Source organism: Lacisediminimonas sp., assembly GCF_030645335.1.
GTDB lineage: Bacteria > Pseudomonadota > Gammaproteobacteria > Burkholderiales > Burkholderiaceae_D > Lacisediminimonas.
Genome location: NZ_JAUSNH010000155.1, coordinates 1 through 16955 on the forward strand (window position 1 = coordinate 1; position 16955 = coordinate 16955).

Sequence of the window (16955 nt, forward strand, 5' to 3'; positions counted from 1 at the left end):
CAAACTGCGGCAGAGACTGCAGCAACAACAGCAGGACCGAGGCAGCATTCAGGACAGATCATGTCCCCATCGTCTAGAGGCCTAGGACATCACCCTTTCACGGTGAGTACAGGGGTTCGAATCCCCTTGGGGACGCCAGTACCAAGCCCGTATCAGGGCTAGCGATTCGACAGTGAATCGTGACTTACCTGATACAGGTTTTAAATCAGCAAGCTCGATACAAGCCGCCTAGTGCGGCTTTTGTCGTTTTTGCGACGTTACTTTTAATTCCACTTTTTTGCTTTTCGAGATGCGTGTGGATTGGCTGTCATCTGCCCTAGATCAGATCGACAAGGTCCCGCAAATGCGCTGCGGTTTGTGGAAGCCCTCGTACCTCAAGTAATTCAATAAGCGTTCTGGCCGAGCACGCCGGTCGCTCCCAACGGCTGCGCATCTTTTTTATCGCGCTCAGCGCAGGGAATTCATGCAGCATTATTTGATTAAGCACGAATTCATCTGGCGTTTGTAGCGCGATGCCAAACAGGTCCAGGCTTGCCCGGGGAAAGTCTTTTTCGTTCCAGGTGACGATCGCGTCTGCATGTCCTGCAATCGCAGCAGCCAATACGTGCCGGTCGTTCGGATCGGGCAGCGTCAAGCCATCAATCAAATGCTCGTAACCCATTACCAGACAGTCAGGGATTGCTGATTCCATCGCATCTGCAGCAGACTTGATTTGCTCGATCATCAAGGGTCTGCTTGCGTGCAGTGACCTTGTCCATTCATCACGGATGTGGGTCGTCCATTTCGCGCTATAGAGATCCGCGTGAGCCAGGCTAAGCAGCAAATCGCGAAGCAAGCGGGGAAACAGCACGTTCGCATCCAGCACGGCAGTGTAGCGCGCACTGCCTGCCATGCTAGAGATCCTCCCCGAGCTCCTGCGACAGGCGATTCAATTTCCTGAGGCCTTCCTCGGATCGCTTTTTTTGCTCTGCCTGATAGCGCTTTAGCTCGCTGAATTCGATACGCCGGTGGCGGTTCACCAGTCGGCAGCTGATTCGTCCGGCTTCAATTTCCTTGACGACAAACGGCCGGGATACATTCAGAAAGCTCGCCGCGTCCTGCGTGGTCAGTTCAAGTTTCTGCGGTACCAATAGCATTGGTTCACGCTTGGCCATCTGCCGCAGAATGTCGGCAAAAAAACGCAAGGCACGGGGCGGCAGGGTCAGCACCGGTGCCGGGGCGCCGTCGGCGTCGGGTACCTCGATAGTTACCTTGATAGTCGCAGCATTGGAGTGATCTAATGCAGCCATCAGGCAGGCGGTGGCAACGCCAGCCATCTCCGCTTCTGCCGCAGTCGCTGGGTCGAGAATTTGTTGCGTCACTGTGTGCTCCTATTGCTCATCGGAAACAAAGAACATCCTTGATTCCAAATTCGAAATATACGCAACAAACGCAGTGTTCGCAACGGTGGGTTTCGCCGTGCACGCCGGGAGGGGGGATGTGGGATGTCACTTGTCGGCTGTCCTGCCTGAAGTCGAGGCACGAGCCGGGATTAGCGCCACGCAGCAGAACTGCACTGCGCAACCGTTGAACGCAGCGCTTGATTGGCCGCGTTCACGCCGTGGCAGGCTTCAATGGATGAGTAGTCAACCGCCGCATCCGCGCCGCAGATGATCGCCGAGCGCATGACGGTCTTGACGACTTCATCGGGCAGCGCGCCGCTGGTGAGTCGCACTGCGACGAATGGTTTGCAGCGATGAACCGAGTGGGCGCGCACCATCCGCAACAAGTCGAACATCCTGCTATCGTCGAATTGCAGCGTCGCCACGATCGCGTGGAACGGCTGCACCTCCATCATGTGCTGCGCGTGTTCGAACGAATGGCAAAACAATACACTGGTCTGGAAGTCGCCAATGGCGTCCGTGAACTTCTGCCGCACACCCGGCCTGAGTGCCACGAGTATGGTCTGTTGCGGGTCCTCTGCCATTGTTCACCTATGGATCTGTTGATCGCGATGATCTGCTGGACGCAGCGGCAGTGGCCCGCACAAGCTGCGCAATTTGCTGGCTGCAAGTAACATGATGGCGCACAGAGCTTACTCCAAGGTAAGCGCAAAATGCAGGTTCTTTATATTGATGCTGAACAACTGAGCGGTGTCTGTCAGCTAAATCCCTAGATTGGCCCCTCTAAAAAATACCAGGGCAGTGTCCGCTGTCATTGCAAGCCATCCAGCCATACATTCACTCACTTATCCATGAAACGTAGTCCGCAAATGAAGCACGATCTCGCCATGATTGAATGGCGGGGCAGATCCATCGGCATTGAACACCAGTGGATCAACCGTGAACGCAGCGGCGCGCCCTTGCTGCTTTTCCTGCATGAAGGCCTGGGCTCCCTGTCCTTGTGGCGTAATTTCCCGGCGCGGCTGTGCGATGCGGCGGGCGTGCAGGGATTGGTGTTTTCGCGCTACGGCTACGGCCGCTCAAGTACCCGTCCGGCCCACGAGCAGTGGGGCGGCGACTTCATGCAGGTGCAGGCGCTGGAATTGATTCCTGCTTTCCTGGCTGCGGCTGGCGTGCCGGCCGAGCAGGAACTTTGGCTGTTCGGTCATAGTGACGGCGGCTCCATCGCATTGATCATGGCCGCGCACAATCCGTCGCGTTATTGCGGCGTCATCGTTACCGCGCCGCATACGTCGATTGAGTCGCTGACGGCGCAAGGTGTTGCGTGCGCACGCCAGGCGTTCGAGGACGGTGGGTCGCGTGCTGCGCTGGCGCGTCATCATGATGATGCGCAATCGGTAGTGACAGGCTGGGCCGATAGCTGGCTGACGCCCGACGGCCTGGCATGGACGATAGAACCGCTGCTGGCGTCGATCACTTGCCCGGTGCTGGCGATACAGGGCGAGCAGGATGCGTTCGGTACGCTGGAGCAGGTGCGCGTGATCCGGCGCCAGGCGCCGCAGACGCAATTGCTGGAACTGGAAGGCCGCGGTCATGTGCCGCATTTCGAGGACCCACAAGCAGTGATCCGGGCCAGTGTGTCTTTTATCCGGTCGGTATCGCAGGCGCGGGCGGCGCACGCCTGATCGTCAGCACGGATTTCAGGAAATCTCGATCTTGCCCAGGTCGCCCTGCAATTTATTCAGGTGATAGAGCAAGGACACCTTGTCGTCGAAGCCGAAGTTGAGCAGCGCCTGGCGGTAGAACTCGCGGATTCCCGGCTGCAGCCCTTCCCAGAATTGCCGGCCTTCTGGCGTCAATACCACTTGCCGCGCACGGCGATCCTGCGTGTCGGCTACCCGCTCGACATGACGTTCCCGTTCCAGTCGCTTGAGTACGCCATCCAGGCTCTGGCGGCTGACCACCAGGTATTCAGCCAGGTCGGTGAATGACATTCCGGCCCGCGCCTGCGGCCTCGACAGTGCGCCAAGCACCGCCCACTGCACGCCGGTAATGCCGATCTTGGTGGTTTGCCGTTGCAGGGTATTACCCACCTGGAACAGGCGAAAGAAAAGCCGGTTGTTGATGTCGCTGGCGGCCGGGTCCGGCCCGGCTTGCTCAATGTCGCTTTTCATCCTGATCCTTTTCTTGCCGGTGTCCCGCCCGCTGGTGCCGGACGCAAGCCGATTGCCGTACCAGGGCAAAGACCCGAAATACATCATGGTCTTGATATGGTTTGCGTCCGCCTCGCTTCTGCATCGTCAGGTTCTATTCTATGTACAATCCGGGATATTGAGTCGGCTCGATGAGAATATAAGTAAAGTGATTTACATATATTTTCTGTTCTGACTAAAATGCAATAACCACAAAATTACCGGAGACCCGTATGCAAGCGTTCCCTCGACTGATGGCACCACTTGAGCTTGGATTCACGACGCTGCGCAATCGCATCGTCATGGGCGCCATGCATACGCGGCTGGAGACGCTGGATCGTCCCAACGAGCGGCTGGCGGCCTTCTACGGCCGGCGGGCGCAGGGGGAGGCCGGCCTGATCCTGACCGGCGGTTATGCACCCCATCCCCTTGGCGTTTTCGAGCCCGGCGCGCCCTTGCTCTGCGAGGCCAGCCAGCTCGGCGAGCATCGTGCCATTACGGCTGCCGTGCATGCGGCCGGCGGCAAGATCGCGATGCAGATTGTCCATACCGGACGCTATGCCAAGGTGGAAGGCTGCGTGGCGCCCTCTGTCGGCCGGGCGCGGATCAACCCGATTGCGCCGCGCGCGATGAGTACCGAGGAAGTCTGGTCGAGCATTGCCGATTTCGCGCATACCGCGTCGCTGGCCCAGCAAGGCGGCTATGACGGCGTCGAGATCATGGGGTCCGAGGGTTACCTGATCAATGAATTCACCGCATCCTTTACCAACCAGCGGACCGACGAATTCGGCGGCGATTTCGAAAACCGCATCCGCTTTCCGCTGGAGATCATCAAGGCCGTACGCCGCGCCACGGGCGATCGTTTCCTGATCATTTACCGCATCTCCGCCATCGACCTGGTCGACGGTGGCATGAACGGTGACGAAGTCGCCGCGCTGGCGCGCAGGGTCGAACAAGCCGGCGCCAACATGTTCAATACCGGCATCGGCTGGCATGAATCGGCGGTGCCCACGATTGCGGCTTCGGTGCCGCGCTCGGCCTGGGCGTTTGCGGTTGCCAACGTCAAGCGCGCAGTCAATATTCCTGTGATTGCCTCGAACCGGATCAATACTCCCCAAGGCGCGGAGGAATTGATCGAATCGGGCGCTGCCGACATGGTGTCGATGGCGCGGCCGATGCTGGCCGACCCGGATTTCGCGCAGAAGACGCGGCTGGGCAAGTCCGATCAGATCAACACGTGCATCGCCTGCAACCAGGCATGCCTGGACCGGATCTTTACCGAGCAGACAGCGACTTGCCTGGTCAATCCGCGCGCCGGACGCGAGATAGAATTTTCCGATCGCCCGAGCGAGCAGCCCAAGCGCCTGGCTGTGGTGGGCGCCGGCCCGGCCGGAATGGCCTTTGCGATCAACGCCAGCGAACGCGGCCACAGCGTGACCTTGTTCGAGTCCGCTGCCACCCTGGGCGGGCAATTGAACCTGGCCAAGGTGGTGCCCGGCAAAGCCGAGTTCCACGAAATGCTGCGCTACTTCCGCGTGCGCCTGGCGGCACTGGAGGTCGATGTCAGGCTGGGCCATGCACCGACGGCGGAAGAGTTGGCCAAGGGCGGTTTCGACCAGATCATCATCGCCACCGGCGTGCGGCCGCGCACGCCTGAACTGGCCGGTGTCGATCATCCGAAAGTCATGTCGTATATCGATGTGCTGGCCTCGCGCAAGCAGGTCGGCAAGCGGGTCGCCGTGATCGGTGCTGGCGGCATCGGCTTCGACGTCGCCGAATTCCTGGTTGGCGACCGCGAAGAATCCGAGTCGGCGGCGAAATTCCTTGCAACATGGGGCGTGGATGCGACGATTGCCACCGATGGCGGATTGCTCCCCGGCCAGGTTGAAAGCACAGCACCGTCGCGCCAGATCACGATGTTCCAGCGCAAGAACGAGCCGCTCGGACGCCGCCTGGGCAAATCGACCGGCTGGATCCTGAAGTCGCGGCTGAAGAAAGCAAACGTCCAGATGGTGCAGGGCGCCAGCTACGAGTCCGTGGACGACCAGGGACTTCACTACACCGTCAACGGCGAGCACAAGGTGCTGGATGTGGACACCGTCGTACTGTGCGCCGGACAGGAATCCGAGCGCAGCCTGTTTGAACAGTTGAAGGCAAGTGGCGCCAAGGTTCAAATCATCGGCGGCGCCGATGTCGCGGCCGAGCTCGACGCATTGCGGGCAATCGACCAGGCCACGCGGCTGGCTGTGGCAATATAGCCTGGCTGGCAGGTGCGTTTGGCGGCGGTCGTGCGACGCACCATCTGCACGCCGCCTATTTCATCAATTCGGGGATCGGGCCGGACTGGTCAGGCAACCGGGCCGGTGCATCACCGGCACCGGCTGCTTCACGCCAGCCTGCACATGCTGTAAAACGACAGGTGTGCTTGCATCGCCGTGATCAGTAAGCCCAATTCCGCCAAATTCAACCCAATAAGCAAGAGGCATCCTCATGTTCGTCGATGATTCCATCCGCAGCCTTTCCGTCACGCAGATCGAAACTGCATTTGCCAAGGCGATCGAAGAGCTGACCGGCAATGCTTGTGAGGTCAGGATTCACAATCTCTATGTTCCGCCCGGCGGACTGGGTTCGATTGCGATGAAATTCGGACGTCCCGGCCCGGCTTTCCATTACGAAGGAAACGTCCACGACGTCGGCCGGCCGATCGAGTGAAGCCCGCGCTTTTGTCGATCGCGCACAAGGCATGACGCACAAGGCATGACGCACAAGGCATGACGCACAAGGCATGACGCACAAGGCATGACGCACAAGGCGCAAGCAGCAAGGAACCAGCAAGCACACCGGAGACATGCAACATGACGAAGCCCCAGTCAGCACCCAAGCAAGTGGTCGAAGTTTCCGGTCTGCCCAAGCCGCGTGGCGTATGGTCGGTTGCGGTCACGGCAACGCCCGGACGTCTGGTATTTGTGTCCGGATTGCTGTCCAAGGACAGCGACGGCGAAGTGGTCGGGATCGGCGACATGGCCGCCCAGATGGAGCAGGTCTTGAAGAACCTGGAACTGGCAATGCAGAGCGCCGGCGGAACGCTGGACGATATCGTCCGGGTCGATCTCTACACCCGCGATATTTCCAAGTTTGCGGAGATCCACGCAGTACGGGCCAGGTATTTCAAGAAGGACCCACCGGCGAGCACGATGGTCGAGGTCAGCGCGCTGACCGATCCGCGCTGCCTGATTGAATTGACGGCGATCGCGGTATTGCCCTGAGGCCGGTGCTCACTTCACCACCGGATCAACCGCTTCCGGGTGCACGAACTGTTTCCAAAGGCCGGGTCGCACCGGCTGGTCGGTATAGGCCGTGAGCTTGTCGGCCGCTTCACCGATGATCTGCTTGACCGTCACGCCTTGCTCGGCCAGATACCCGTCAAGCTGTTCAATCGAGCTCCTGAGCACATCGGTGCCATGCAGCATGACGGCACTGGTCATTTCCACCGCATGCGCGCCCGACAACAGCATGCGTGCAACGTCGTAGCCATCGCGCACGCCATTGGTGCCGATCAAGGGGTAATCAGGGCCGAGCCGCTTGCGCGTCTGTGCCAGCCAGCGGCAGGCGATCGGCAAGGACCAGGTACCGCCGATGGCGGCAATCGTCCCCAGGTAGGGCGCGCGGGTTGCCAGGTCGGGCACCATCGCCAGCGTGCGGTCGATGAAATTGACTGCATCCGCACCGGCGTCGCGCGCTGCTGCGGCCAGCAATGAAACATCTTCGGTCTGGCCGGGAAGCTTGATCCAAAGCGGCACCTTGATCCGCCGGCGCAAGGTGCCAACCACGTCGCGGATTCCCTGCGGGTCGCGGATCATGGCGATCGCGCCCTTGGCAGCCTGGTCGCCATGCACGGCGGCCACCAGCACGGTGATCGCGCGCAGGCCGGCTTCCTGCATCCGTTCTGCCATCTGGGCGCATTTTTCGACATCATTCAGGATGATGTGGCCGATCACGTAGCTGCCCATCTTCTCGGCCTCCTTGTCTAGGCGCGCCAGCTTTTCGACCCAGACATCGAAGTCTTCCTGCACCAGGCCGGAGCGACAGAAAAGTTGGGCGTCGACCGGGGCGTCCCTGGACCAGGGAATCGGCTTCCAGCGGCTGTCGAGCAGCATGTAGTCGGTATGGTCGAGCTGCTTTTTTGCGCCCTCTGCTTCATTGGTCGACTTCGACATCACCGCGCCGACGCCAGCGGCCAGCGCGGCGCGGATGGCGGCTTCGGTCATGGTGGCTTCCCCCGATCCTGCGATGATCGGGTTTTTCAGGGCCAGGCTTCCAATGCTTGTTGCCAGTCGATTGCTCACGCATTACCTCCAGAGTGGACATCAGTAAACCGGGCCGGGCCCGGGTCTTCAGACATTTTCTGCGCTAGCTTCATGCCGGATTTCAAGCGGCCGCCGCCACCGCGGCGGCGGATCGGGAAGTACTTTTGCTGATTGCTTCGAGCAAGCGGTGCGGCGTCAGCGGGGTTTCATTGAGTTCGGCGCCGAAGGCTTTCAGCGCATCGTTGACGGCATTGAAAATCGCGGCGGGCGGTGCAATCGCGCCGCCTTCGCCCATGCCCTTCATACCGAATTCGGTATGGGGAGAGAGCGACTCCATATGTGCAATGCGGATGTTCGGTACTTCAGTCGCTCCCGGCAGCAAATAGTCGGCCAGCGTCGATGTCAGCGGCTGCGCATTGCCGTCGTACAGCACTTCTTCATACAGTGCGGTGCCGATGCCTTGTGCGGTGCCGCCATAGGTCTGGCCTTCAACGATCATTGGATTGATCATTTGCCCGCAGTCCTCGACGATCGCATAGTCGAGGATTTCAACGCTGCCCGTCTCGGTATCGACCGCCACGCAGCAGGCGTGGGTGGCATAGGTGAATGCGCCGGTGTCCACTTTTGGTTTATAACCGGCCGTGACTTCCAGGCCGCCCTTGTCCACCAGAGGCGGCAAGCGTTCCGGGCGCATGTACCAGGCCTGGGCAATGTCCTCCAGCGTGACCTGCTTGCCGGCGGCCTGTACCCGGCCATCGGCCAGGGTGACTGCGTCCGGCGCTGCGCCGAGCAAATGCGCGCCGATCATCAGGATGCGTTCGCGCAAGGTCTTGCAGGCAACCGACACTGCGCCGCCGGCCATGACGGCCGAGCGCGACGCATAGGTGCCGGTGGAGAAGGGCGTCAGCGCCGTGTCGCCGTGGATCACGGCAGTTTTTCCGACCGGCACGCCGAGGATCTCGACAGCAATCTGCGCCAGGCTGGTTTCCATTCCCTGTCCGTGCGACTGCACGCCGACCCGGATTTCAAGCCCGCCGCTGGGCGTCATGCGCACCGTCGCCTGTTCGTAGCCGGGTACGATCGCCACGCCCCATGATGCAAACACGGATGTCCCATGCGCCGATTGTTCGGTATAGGTGGCAAAGCCCACGCCGATCAGGCGGCCGTCGGCTTCCGGCCGCTGCTGCCGGCGGCGTATCGAGTTCAATCCGATCATGTCGACCGCGCGCCGCAGGCTTTGCTGGTAATCGCCGCTGTCGTACATCTTGTTGGCGACATTCTTGTAGGGCATGGCGCTACCGGGCACCAGGTTGTCGAGCCGCACTTCCCATGCCTCGCGGCCAACCTTGCGGGCAATCGCATCCATCATCAATTCCATCGCAAAGCAGACGCCGGTGCGCGCCACGCCGCGATAGGGCAGGAAGGCCGGCTTGTTGGTCGCCACGCATTTGGTCAGGCAGCGGTAAGCGCGGAAGTCGTACGGGCCTGGCAAGTTGCCGGTCGCCTGTCCGCCCTCCAGTGCAACCGTGAAGGGCCAGACGGAATAGGCGCCGCCATCGATGATGATTTTCGCGTCCAGCGCCAGCAGCCGGCCGTTTTCATCCGCATAGGCGGTCAGGTCGTAATGGTGCTCGCGGCAGTTGGCGCCGGCCACCAGGTGCTCGCGCCGGTCTTCGATATAGCGGAATGGTTTTTTGTATTTGAAGGCCAGCCAGGCGATGCACAATTCTTCCTGCATCAGGTTGCACTTGTAGCCGAATGCCCCGCCCATGTCGGGCACCACCACGCGGATCTTTCCGATGTCCAGTCCGAGGAATTGCGCCAGGCCGGTGCGCACCAGGTGCGGCACCTGGGTGCCGGAGTAAACCACCAGTTGCGCCAGGCGCTCGTCCCAATAGGCCAGCACCGCCTTGCCTTCCATCGGCGCCATCACCTGCCGGGCAAGATGGAACTGCTTGCGCAATACCACCGGCGCATTACCGTGGGCGTCGAAGTCGACATCCGCCGATAGCGTCAGGAAAAGATTGTCGTCCCATTCCTCGTGCACGCGGTTGGCGGTATCGGCCATGGCAATGTCGGTGTTGCCGATGGGCGGCAATTCATCGAACTCGATTTCCACCAGTTCGGCCAGGTCCTCGGCCTGCGCGCGCGTCCGGGCGAAGCACATCACGACCGGCTCGCCGGCGAAGCGGACCTTGCCATGCGCCAGCGGCGGCTGGCCGGAACTCTTGTAACTGGCCAGCGTGGACGGCGCGACGATATCGGCCACATCCGCCATGTCGCTCCTGGTCAGCACGCAGGATTCGAAGCCGGCCGGCTTGATGATGTTCCTGATCCGGGCATGGGCAAGCGGGCTGCGCAGGAACGCGACCTCGCACAGGCCGGGCATCGACATGTCGGCAACGAAATGGCCCTTGCCGTGCAGATGGCGCTCGTCTTCCTTGCGCAAAACGCGCTGGCCGACGCCACCATTGTCAATCGGATGCGGGTGTTCGTTGCTCATGCCTGTTTCCCCTGGCAATTGTCCGGACATTCACTGCATACCCAAAGCTGCTGATGCTGCACGTTGTTGTGTGCCTGCAGCTCCCGCGTCAGGCCGGCGACTTGCCGCCGACGGCGGCATGGATGGCGCGGATCACTTCGTCGCGCGGGAGCACATCCGCATATTTCTGTCGCATGTCGAAAAGGTTGGCGTCATGCGGAGCCAGCGCGCGGTCGCCGACGCAGTCGCTGGCAACCGTGGTCCTGAAATTTGCACTGACCGCATCGACCACGCTGGCGCGCACGCAGCCGGAGGTGGTGCAGCCAGCGACCACCAGGCTGTCGACGCCTTGCAGCGTCAGCCAGGCAGTCAGGCCGGTGTTGAAGAATGCCGATGCCTGTGTCTTGCCGATCACCAGCTCGCCGTCCCTGGGCGTCAACTCGGGCACGATCCAGGACTGCGGATTGTCCCGGGTCAGGGTCTTCAGGGCAGGAATTTTCATGGCAAATACGCCGGCGTCGCTGCCGTCGTCTGCATAGACGATCATGGTGTGGGCGACAGGCAGGCGCAATTCCCGGAACAGCGCCAGCAAGCCGACGGATTTGCCGATGGCCTGTTCGATATTGCCGCCGCCGAAAGCGTCCGGATCGCGAAAGCCATTGGTGAAATCGACGATCAGCAGGGCAGGCCGGCGGCCCAGGCCCAGGTTACCGCCGAATCCCTGCTTGCGGTATACCTGTTCTTGACTGTCATCCGGCGTGGTATCGGTCATCTGTCTGGGTCGTCCTCAATGCGCGCTGCCGGTCCATGTCGACCAGACCGGCAAGCTTCTGTTGGCAATCACCCCGCCATCATAGATGCAGCAGCCTTGCTTTCACAACAGTTGAAGCCAAGGCTTTCAAAACGTGGCCGCAATCGCCGCCGCAAAAACGGCATCGGCCGCCGCGCCGTCACAGGTCGAGCACGATGCGCGCCGAGCACGCGCGCGACACGCAAACCATCATGGAGCCATTCGCCGCGCGTTCCGCGGCGGACAACAACAAGTCACGGTGATCGACCTCGCCGGCCAGTACCCGCGTTTCGCAGGTGCCGCAGACGCCTTCCTCGCAAGCGCTGGCCACCGCTATTCCCTCGCCATGCAAGACCTGCAACAGCGATTGGTCATGGGGCACGCACAGCACGCGGCCGGATTTCGCGAGTTCGACTTCAAACGGCTGGTTGGGCGCATGCGCCACTTCCGGCGCGGCGAACCATTCGAAATGCACCTGCGCCGGGTTCCAGTCGGCGCTCGCATCCTTGACTGCCTTCATCAGTCCTTCCGGACCGCAGCAATAGACATGGGTATCGACTTGCGGAGCCGCGAGCAAGGCGCGGGTATCGAGCAAGGGCGCTTCGCTGAAATAGGGGTGGACCTGGCCGGCGCCGAGCGCGCACAGTTCGCGATAGAACGCCGCATGCTCGGTCGAACGCGCGCAGTAATGCAATTCCCAGCTCTGGCCACGCGCCGCCAGCCAGCGGATCATGGCAAAGATCGGCGTGATGCCGATGCCGCCGGCAATGAACAAGCTGTGGTGATTGCCGGCAACCAGCGGGAACAGGTTGCGCGGGCCGGCAATGGCGATGCTGCTGCCTTCCTCGATCCGGTCATGCATGGCCAGCGAGCCGCCACGGCCTGCACTTTCCTTCTTGACCGCCACCGTATAGCGCGTCACATCATCGGCATCGCTGCACAATGAATATTGGCGTATCAAGCCGTTGGGCAGGTGGATGTCGATATGCGAGCCGGGCGCAAACGGCGCCAGTCCACGTCCGTCCGCCGGCACCAGGTCGAAGGCAGCCACATCCAGCGCAACCTGGCGTACCGCGGCAACCCGCAGCAGGCGTAATTCCTCTTCAGCATCGTTCATTTTCTGCTTCCGGCCGGCCGCAGCAATGCTGCCGGCCGGCGGTGGTGTTTCAAGATGATCAGCGCAGGCCGGCGCCGGCAAACCGACGCCCTGGCCTCAATAACTGCGGCCGACGTCGACGATATTGGTCAGCGGCTCGCCATTGAAGTGTCGGCGCAGGTTGGAAAAGAACAGATCCAGCGTGCGCGGGATATACGCTTCCAGGTCGTCCGACAGCACATGCGGCGTGATGATCAGGTTCGGCGTGTCCCAGTACGGCCAGTCGGCAGGCGGCGGCTCGGGATACGTGACGTCGATCATTGCGCCGCTCAGGTGTTCAGTGCGCAGCGCACGGTCCAGCGCCGCCGGATCAACCAGTCCGCCGCGCGACATGTTGACCAGGGCAGCGCCCTTTTTCATCAGGCCGAATTCCTTGTCGCCGATCATGAAGCGCGTTTCCGGCGTCAGCGCGGTATTGAGCAGCACGAAGTCGGCGCGCGGCAGCAAGGCATGCAGCGCCTCCGGCCCGTGCATCTCGTCCACATGCGCATGCGGCTCGGCGCTGCGGCGAATGCCCAATACCTTCATGCCGAAATGCTTGGCATGTTCAGCCGCGCCGCCGCCGATCGCGCCAACGCCCACGATCAGCACCGTCTTGCCCGCAATATTGGTGGTGAAGACGCGATTCCACTTGCGCTCGCGATGGCACCATGACAGTTGCGGAATCCGCGTATTCAACATCAACAGCGACATGATCGCCGACTGCGCCGCCTTGGGTACATGCACGCCGCTGTTGGTCAGCATCGTCACGTGCCTGGGCACCCAGTCCAGCGGCAACAGGTAATCCACGCCTGCGCCCAGTATCTGCAAGTACTTCAGCTTCAATGCATCCTTGCCCAGCGTCTCTTTCGGAAAGCGGTAACTGATCATGGCGTCCGCAGTACGCATGCTTTCCGCGTAAATGTCCTGGTCCATGCCCCAGGTGGTGCGGATCCGGCTGGCGACATCGGGATGCCGCTGCAGCGCACTGTCGTACTCATGCTGGTGCACGCGGAACACCGGCATCATCACGCTGGCATTTTCAATATGGACGTGGAAGCGCTGGTCGTTATCTGCTTGGCTGGACATTCTGGTCGGTTCCTGTGGTTCTGTTCGGGTGTGTTGTTGCGCTTTAGTGCGCCGATTTTGCCAGGCAGCGCCCGCTTGCTGCGGGCGCGCTGGCTGCTCAGGCCTTGGCCTTCTTGTCGTCGGGACCGACCACACGGTCGATCACCCGCGTTGCGATCCGGTGCACGATATGTTCTTCCAGCGAATAGCGGCCCGGCGTATAACTGCCGCTGCGCATCGCGCGCTGGATGTTCGGATTGATGCCGATATCTTCGCGCACCACCTGCGAATACTTTTCGTAGTAAGCCGGTCCGACGATATCGCCGAAGTCCGGGCGCGCAACGGTGGTTTTCGGGAAGGTCCAGTTCTCATACAGGCGCAGCTTCTCCGGTCCCAGCGGCAGGTACTGGCGGAACTTCATGTAGGACGAGGTCAGGATGATCTGCAGGCTTGGTTGTATCCAGATATGGAACAGCTTCTTCTCCTGCTGTTCGTCCAGCCCCGGCATCACCGGCAGGCCGGAATAAGCGACGATACTGCGTTTGCTCGACATCGCCTCCCACGGTCCCTGGGTCTTTTCAAACATCCAGTTCTGCGGATTGGCCGGATCGTAGTGATCGCGGTGGATGGTCGGCACGTGATAATTTTCGAAAGCGTTTTCCAGCCACACTTTCCAGTTGCAATCGATTTCATACATGTCGCGGTGCGTCCACTGCATGTCCTGCAGGTTGTAGGCGGCAAGGAAATCAGGCAGGTCGCCCAGCCACTCGATCAGCGGCACTGCATTCTGGTCGAAATTGATGAAGATGAAACCGCCCCAGATTTCCGAGCGGATTGCATTCAGGCCATGGTCCGCCATCTTGAAGCCCGCCACGCCAGCGAACGGCGGCGGTGTGCCCGGTGTGCTGACGAGTTTGCCGCTCAGCGAATACGTCCAGCTGTGATACGGACAGACGAAGGCGCGGGTACGGCCGGCCGATTCAGTGATGATGGCGCCACGATGCCGGCACAAGGCCGAGTGCACCTTGATCTCGTTGTTTTCGTCGCGCACGACGATCATCGGCTGGCCAATGATCTCGATTGAAAAATGGTCGCCGACCGCAGGAATCTGCTCGGCCCGGCCCACGCACAACCAATCCTTGCGGAACATGGTCTCCATCTCCCGCTCATACCACTGCGGCGAGACATAGCATGCACCCGGCATCGGCGAGGCTTCATGCAGCGGGCGGCGGGTCGATTCATACAGCGCCGGCGAAAAAATCGGATCATCCATTGTTCAGTGTCCTTGATATGACGAAAGCAGCGATGGAAGCAGCAGGGACAGCGGCAAAAAAGCTGTCACCTGATTCCAGGAAGCTGAAAGCCTACCTGTCACCGATCAACTAGTCAACCAGTTAGCGCCTGATTTAGCCCGATGGGGCGCTATCCCGGTGCCTTGCCGCCCCCAACCCCCGCCTGGCGCCGGCTTGCCATCCGTTCCCGCACCGCCGCTGCGAAATCGGCGGCATTGCCAATGTGTTCTCGCATGCAATTGGCTGCCCGGTCCGGGTCGCGGGCTTCCAGCGCGTCCAGGATGCGGCCGAGTTCAGCAAACCACAGGCGCATGCGCTGCGGCGTGGTCGGCGACGACTTTTTCAGCCATTTCACTTTTTCCAGCAGGTTCAAGAGCGCGCTGGTCATCAGCTTGTTGTTGGCCGCGCCGTAAATCGTGGCGTGGAATAGCGAATCGAGTTCATTGAAGTCGTCGAAGCTATCGGCTTCGGCACCGGCTTCCGGCGACAGCCGCTTGTACATCTTGCGCAGCCGTTGCAACTGTCCGGCGCTGATGTTTTGTGCCGCCAGTCGGGTGACATGGGTTTCGAGCAGCAAGCGGAATTCGAATATTTCGCGGATCTCGTCCTCGTCGGGGCTTTTCACATACGTGCCGCTTTGCGGACTGACCTCGATCCAGCCATCGCTTTTCAGGCGGGCGAACGCCGTGCGGATGGGCGAGCGGCCCAGGCCCATTTCCAGCGCCAGCCGCGCTTCCGAAAGCCGGGTGCCGGGCGGATAGGTGAGGTCGATGATCCGCTGCCGGATATTGTCGTACACGTGCATCGCGACGGCGGAACTATCGGGAATGCTCATGTCAGCCTTTGTTCAATGCGCTTGTTTGTCTTGTGTGCTTCGTGTCGTTGCCGGGCCCCGGGCGTGCAGCCCTGGCCCGGCGTGACAGATCAGGCCTGGTTCAGCACGGCGATGCCGTCAAGCTGGACTTTTTGTCCCGGCGTCATCAATCCCGGCACTTCGACCAGGCTGACCACGGTGCGGCCGGCTTGCAGCATGCAGGCCAGCGTGTCGCGCACGATGCCAAAGCCGATACCGGCATCGGCGTCGGCCGCATCGTCGTGATAGTAGACGTTGAGCTTGACCAGGTCGCCGATGTTGCCACCGGCCTGTTGCAGCAAGCTGTCGATTTGCTGCATGCAGGCGGTTGTCTGTGCCTGCAGCGAACCGGCGGCAGGCGCCGATTGGCCGCCGATGAACAGTTCATTGCCGGCCAGCCAGGCCGCAGGATAGCCGTTTGCAGAGCCGTTCCATGCCGCGCCATCGGCTGCATTGACGATCGCTTTCTTGCGGCCCTTGACGGCCAGTGCATCGATCTCCAGCAACAGGCCTTCGTACAGCAAGTCCACGCCAAAGCAGACCAGCGCCGGCTTCGATTGCGGGAATACCCGGTTCATTTCATCGATGATCTGCGCCAGCGTATTGCGCGAAGTGGCGTCGTTCTGGCTGCATTTGTAGGCGACCTTGATCGATACCACGTCGTCCCATGCCGCGTCGGCATCCTTCAGCACATGGCGGATGAATTCGAGCGTGTTGCCGACCTGCGGTGCGAGTTCGCCGGGGGCCACTGCGCGGCCGCGGCGGTCGGCCGATATCTGGCCGCCGACATAGACCTTGTCATCGACCAGCCAGCCCTGGGAGAAGGGCGTCGGTACGCTCCAGTCCCAGGCGTGGGCCGGCATGATGCGCTGGCGCTTCTTGCTGTTGTCGGCAATGCCGTCGATCCCGATCAGGGGGGATTTTGGCCAGATGCCGGTCACGCGCAGGGCGGTGGCGGCGGGGCCGGGGTTGGCCAGGTACTGGAGGCGCACTTTCGTCATGCGCTCCCAGTATTCGGTGACTTCCCGGCCGTCGCCGTCGTAGGGGTAATAGGTGTGGAGTTTCATCAGGTCTTGCATTGTCAGGTCCTGGCTTTCGATTGCCTGGATCAGGGACTGGAAGACTTGATGGGTCTCGGATTCTATTTGTTCGGTCGCGGCGGCTGCTGCGGCCGGGGTCGGGGCTGTTACCTGGAGGCCGAGGTAGACGGTGGTGTTGATTTTCCTGGCTGGGGGGAAGGGCCAGGGGGGTGTTTGGCTGGTCATTATTTGGGGCTTGGTTTGCGGGTGGGGTGTTTGTTGTGGGGGATTTTGAGAGGGAAAGTGGTTGGGGTCAAGGTGCTTGTTTTGGTTTTTTGTTGTTGATGTTTTTTTATGTGTATTTGCTTCGGGATTTATAATCGTGTTTTGTTTGCTTTGGTGTTAAGCGGGGTGAGCGCCCCCGCGGGCGCGTAA

At 61.0% G+C, this 16955-nt stretch carries 16 protein-coding genes and 1 tRNA gene; 5 read left to right on the top strand and 12 right to left on the bottom strand.

The window, feature by feature from the left end:
* Positions 1 to 62: 62 nt before the first annotated feature.
* Positions 63 to 138: transfer RNA gene (locus Q7T64_RS10785), tRNA-Glu, on the top strand.
* 178 nt (positions 139 to 316) lie between these two features.
* Here the strand turns inward: Q7T64_RS10785 and Q7T64_RS10790 are convergent.
* The 3 genes from Q7T64_RS10790 to Q7T64_RS10800 all read right to left on the bottom strand — a co-directional run bounded on the left by Q7T64_RS10790 (position 317) and on the right by Q7T64_RS10800 (position 1966).
* Positions 317 to 892 (bottom strand): PIN domain-containing protein, encoded by a 576-nt coding sequence (locus Q7T64_RS10790; protein ID WP_304795365.1) that lies wholly within the window; start codon positions 890 to 892, stop codon positions 317 to 319.
* Between the two features lies 1 nt (position 893).
* Positions 894 to 1361, bottom strand: coding sequence for a helix-turn-helix domain-containing protein (locus Q7T64_RS10795; protein ID WP_304795367.1), 468 nt, complete (start codon positions 1359 to 1361; stop codon positions 894 to 896).
* Positions 1362 to 1531: 170 nt separating this feature from the next.
* Complete coding sequence (locus tag Q7T64_RS10800; protein WP_304795369.1) at positions 1532 to 1966, bottom strand: hypothetical protein; 435 nt, start codon at positions 1964 to 1966, stop codon at positions 1532 to 1534.
* Between the two features lie 267 nt (positions 1967 to 2233).
* Between Q7T64_RS10800 and Q7T64_RS10805 the strand changes: the two genes are divergently transcribed.
* Positions 2234 to 3067 (top strand): alpha/beta fold hydrolase, encoded by an 834-nt coding sequence (locus Q7T64_RS10805; protein ID WP_304795371.1) that lies wholly within the window; start codon positions 2234 to 2236, stop codon positions 3065 to 3067.
* 15 nt (positions 3068 to 3082) lie between these two features.
* Here Q7T64_RS10805 and Q7T64_RS10810 read toward each other — a convergent pair whose 3' ends face one another.
* The gene (locus Q7T64_RS10810) at positions 3083 to 3556 is read right to left on the bottom strand and encodes a MarR family winged helix-turn-helix transcriptional regulator (RefSeq protein ID WP_304795373.1); all 474 of its coding nucleotides are present in this window, start codon (positions 3554 to 3556) and stop codon (positions 3083 to 3085) included.
* Between the two features lie 251 nt (positions 3557 to 3807).
* Between Q7T64_RS10810 and Q7T64_RS10815 the strand changes: the two genes are divergently transcribed.
* From Q7T64_RS10815 to Q7T64_RS10825, 3 genes are all read left to right on the top strand, one after another.
* A complete protein-coding gene (locus Q7T64_RS10815; RefSeq protein WP_304795375.1) occupies positions 3808 to 5832 on the top strand; it encodes an NADPH-dependent 2,4-dienoyl-CoA reductase in 2025 nt (674 codons plus the stop codon).
* Positions 5833 to 6064: 232 nt separating this feature from the next.
* Positions 6065 to 6286 (top strand): hypothetical protein, encoded by a 222-nt coding sequence (locus Q7T64_RS10820; protein ID WP_304795377.1) that lies wholly within the window; start codon positions 6065 to 6067, stop codon positions 6284 to 6286.
* Between the two features lie 143 nt (positions 6287 to 6429).
* Complete coding sequence (locus Q7T64_RS10825; RefSeq protein WP_304795380.1) at positions 6430 to 6840, top strand: RidA family protein; 411 nt, start codon at positions 6430 to 6432, stop codon at positions 6838 to 6840.
* Between the two features lie 9 nt (positions 6841 to 6849).
* Here the strand turns inward: Q7T64_RS10825 and Q7T64_RS10830 are convergent, their stop codons facing one another.
* The 8 genes from Q7T64_RS10830 to Q7T64_RS10865 form a co-directional block, all read right to left on the bottom strand.
* The gene (locus Q7T64_RS10830; protein ID WP_304795382.1) at positions 6850 to 7920 is read right to left on the bottom strand and encodes a hypothetical protein; all 1071 of its coding nucleotides are present in this window, start codon (positions 7918 to 7920) and stop codon (positions 6850 to 6852) included.
* An 82-nt stretch (positions 7921 to 8002) separates the two neighbouring features.
* Entirely contained in the window at positions 8003 to 10384 is a 2382-nt protein-coding gene (locus Q7T64_RS10835) for a xanthine dehydrogenase family protein molybdopterin-binding subunit (RefSeq protein WP_304795384.1), read from the bottom strand.
* Positions 10385 to 10472: 88 nt separating this feature from the next.
* Positions 10473 to 11135, bottom strand: coding sequence for an isochorismatase family protein (locus Q7T64_RS10840; RefSeq protein WP_304795386.1), 663 nt, complete (start codon positions 11133 to 11135; stop codon positions 10473 to 10475).
* 178 nt (positions 11136 to 11313) lie between these two features.
* The gene (locus Q7T64_RS10845; protein ID WP_304795388.1) at positions 11314 to 12270 is read right to left on the bottom strand and encodes a PDR/VanB family oxidoreductase; all 957 of its coding nucleotides are present in this window, start codon (positions 12268 to 12270) and stop codon (positions 11314 to 11316) included.
* Between the two features lie 96 nt (positions 12271 to 12366).
* Positions 12367 to 13377 (bottom strand): NAD(P)-dependent oxidoreductase, encoded by a 1011-nt coding sequence (locus Q7T64_RS10850; RefSeq protein WP_304795390.1) that lies wholly within the window; start codon positions 13375 to 13377, stop codon positions 12367 to 12369.
* A 97-nt stretch (positions 13378 to 13474) separates the two neighbouring features.
* Positions 13475 to 14629, bottom strand: a complete 1155-nt coding sequence (locus Q7T64_RS10855; protein WP_304795393.1) for an aromatic ring-hydroxylating dioxygenase subunit alpha — start codon at positions 14627 to 14629, stop codon at positions 13475 to 13477.
* A gap of 149 nt (positions 14630 to 14778) precedes the next feature.
* Complete coding sequence (locus Q7T64_RS10860; RefSeq protein ID WP_304795395.1) at positions 14779 to 15483, bottom strand: GntR family transcriptional regulator; 705 nt, start codon at positions 15481 to 15483, stop codon at positions 14779 to 14781.
* Positions 15484 to 15572: 89 nt separating this feature from the next.
* Positions 15573 to 16766 (bottom strand): RidA family protein, encoded by a 1194-nt coding sequence (locus Q7T64_RS10865; RefSeq protein ID WP_304795397.1) that lies wholly within the window; start codon positions 16764 to 16766, stop codon positions 15573 to 15575.
* Positions 16767 to 16955 lie beyond the last annotated feature (189 nt).

What these genes read in the sequence shown, in the direction of transcription:
- Q7T64_RS10835 (WP_304795384.1), bottom strand. Translation starts at nt 10,384, where the DNA reads ATGAGCAACGAACACCCGCATCCGATTGACAATGGTGGCGTCGGCCAG.
- Q7T64_RS10805 (WP_304795371.1), top strand. Translation starts at nt 2,234, where the DNA reads ATGAAACGTAGTCCGCAAATGAAGCACGATCTCGCCATGATTGAATGG.
- Q7T64_RS10840 (WP_304795386.1), bottom strand. Translation starts at nt 11,135, where the DNA reads ATGACCGATACCACGCCGGATGACAGTCAAGAACAGGTATACCGCAAG.
- Q7T64_RS10825 (WP_304795380.1), top strand. Translation starts at nt 6,430, where the DNA reads ATGACGAAGCCCCAGTCAGCACCCAAGCAAGTGGTCGAAGTTTCCGGT.
- Q7T64_RS10865 (WP_304795397.1), bottom strand. Translation starts at nt 16,766, where the DNA reads ATGACCAGCCAAACACCCCCCTGGCCCTTCCCCCCAGCCAGGAAAATC.
- Q7T64_RS10800 (WP_304795369.1), bottom strand. Translation starts at nt 1,966, where the DNA reads ATGGCAGAGGACCCGCAACAGACCATACTCGTGGCACTCAGGCCGGGT.
- Q7T64_RS10860 (WP_304795395.1), bottom strand. Translation starts at nt 15,483, where the DNA reads ATGAGCATTCCCGATAGTTCCGCCGTCGCGATGCACGTGTACGACAAT.
- Q7T64_RS10850 (WP_304795390.1), bottom strand. Translation starts at nt 13,377, where the DNA reads ATGTCCAGCCAAGCAGATAACGACCAGCGCTTCCACGTCCATATTGAA.
- Q7T64_RS10855 (WP_304795393.1), bottom strand. Translation starts at nt 14,629, where the DNA reads ATGGATGATCCGATTTTTTCGCCGGCGCTGTATGAATCGACCCGCCGC.
- Q7T64_RS10815 (WP_304795375.1), top strand. Translation starts at nt 3,808, where the DNA reads ATGCAAGCGTTCCCTCGACTGATGGCACCACTTGAGCTTGGATTCACG.
- Q7T64_RS10790 (WP_304795365.1), bottom strand. Translation starts at nt 892, where the DNA reads ATGGCAGGCAGTGCGCGCTACACTGCCGTGCTGGATGCGAACGTGCTG.
- Q7T64_RS10820 (WP_304795377.1), top strand. Translation starts at nt 6,065, where the DNA reads ATGTTCGTCGATGATTCCATCCGCAGCCTTTCCGTCACGCAGATCGAA.
- Q7T64_RS10810 (WP_304795373.1), bottom strand. Translation starts at nt 3,556, where the DNA reads ATGAAAAGCGACATTGAGCAAGCCGGGCCGGACCCGGCCGCCAGCGAC.
- Q7T64_RS10845 (WP_304795388.1), bottom strand. Translation starts at nt 12,270, where the DNA reads ATGAACGATGCTGAAGAGGAATTACGCCTGCTGCGGGTTGCCGCGGTA.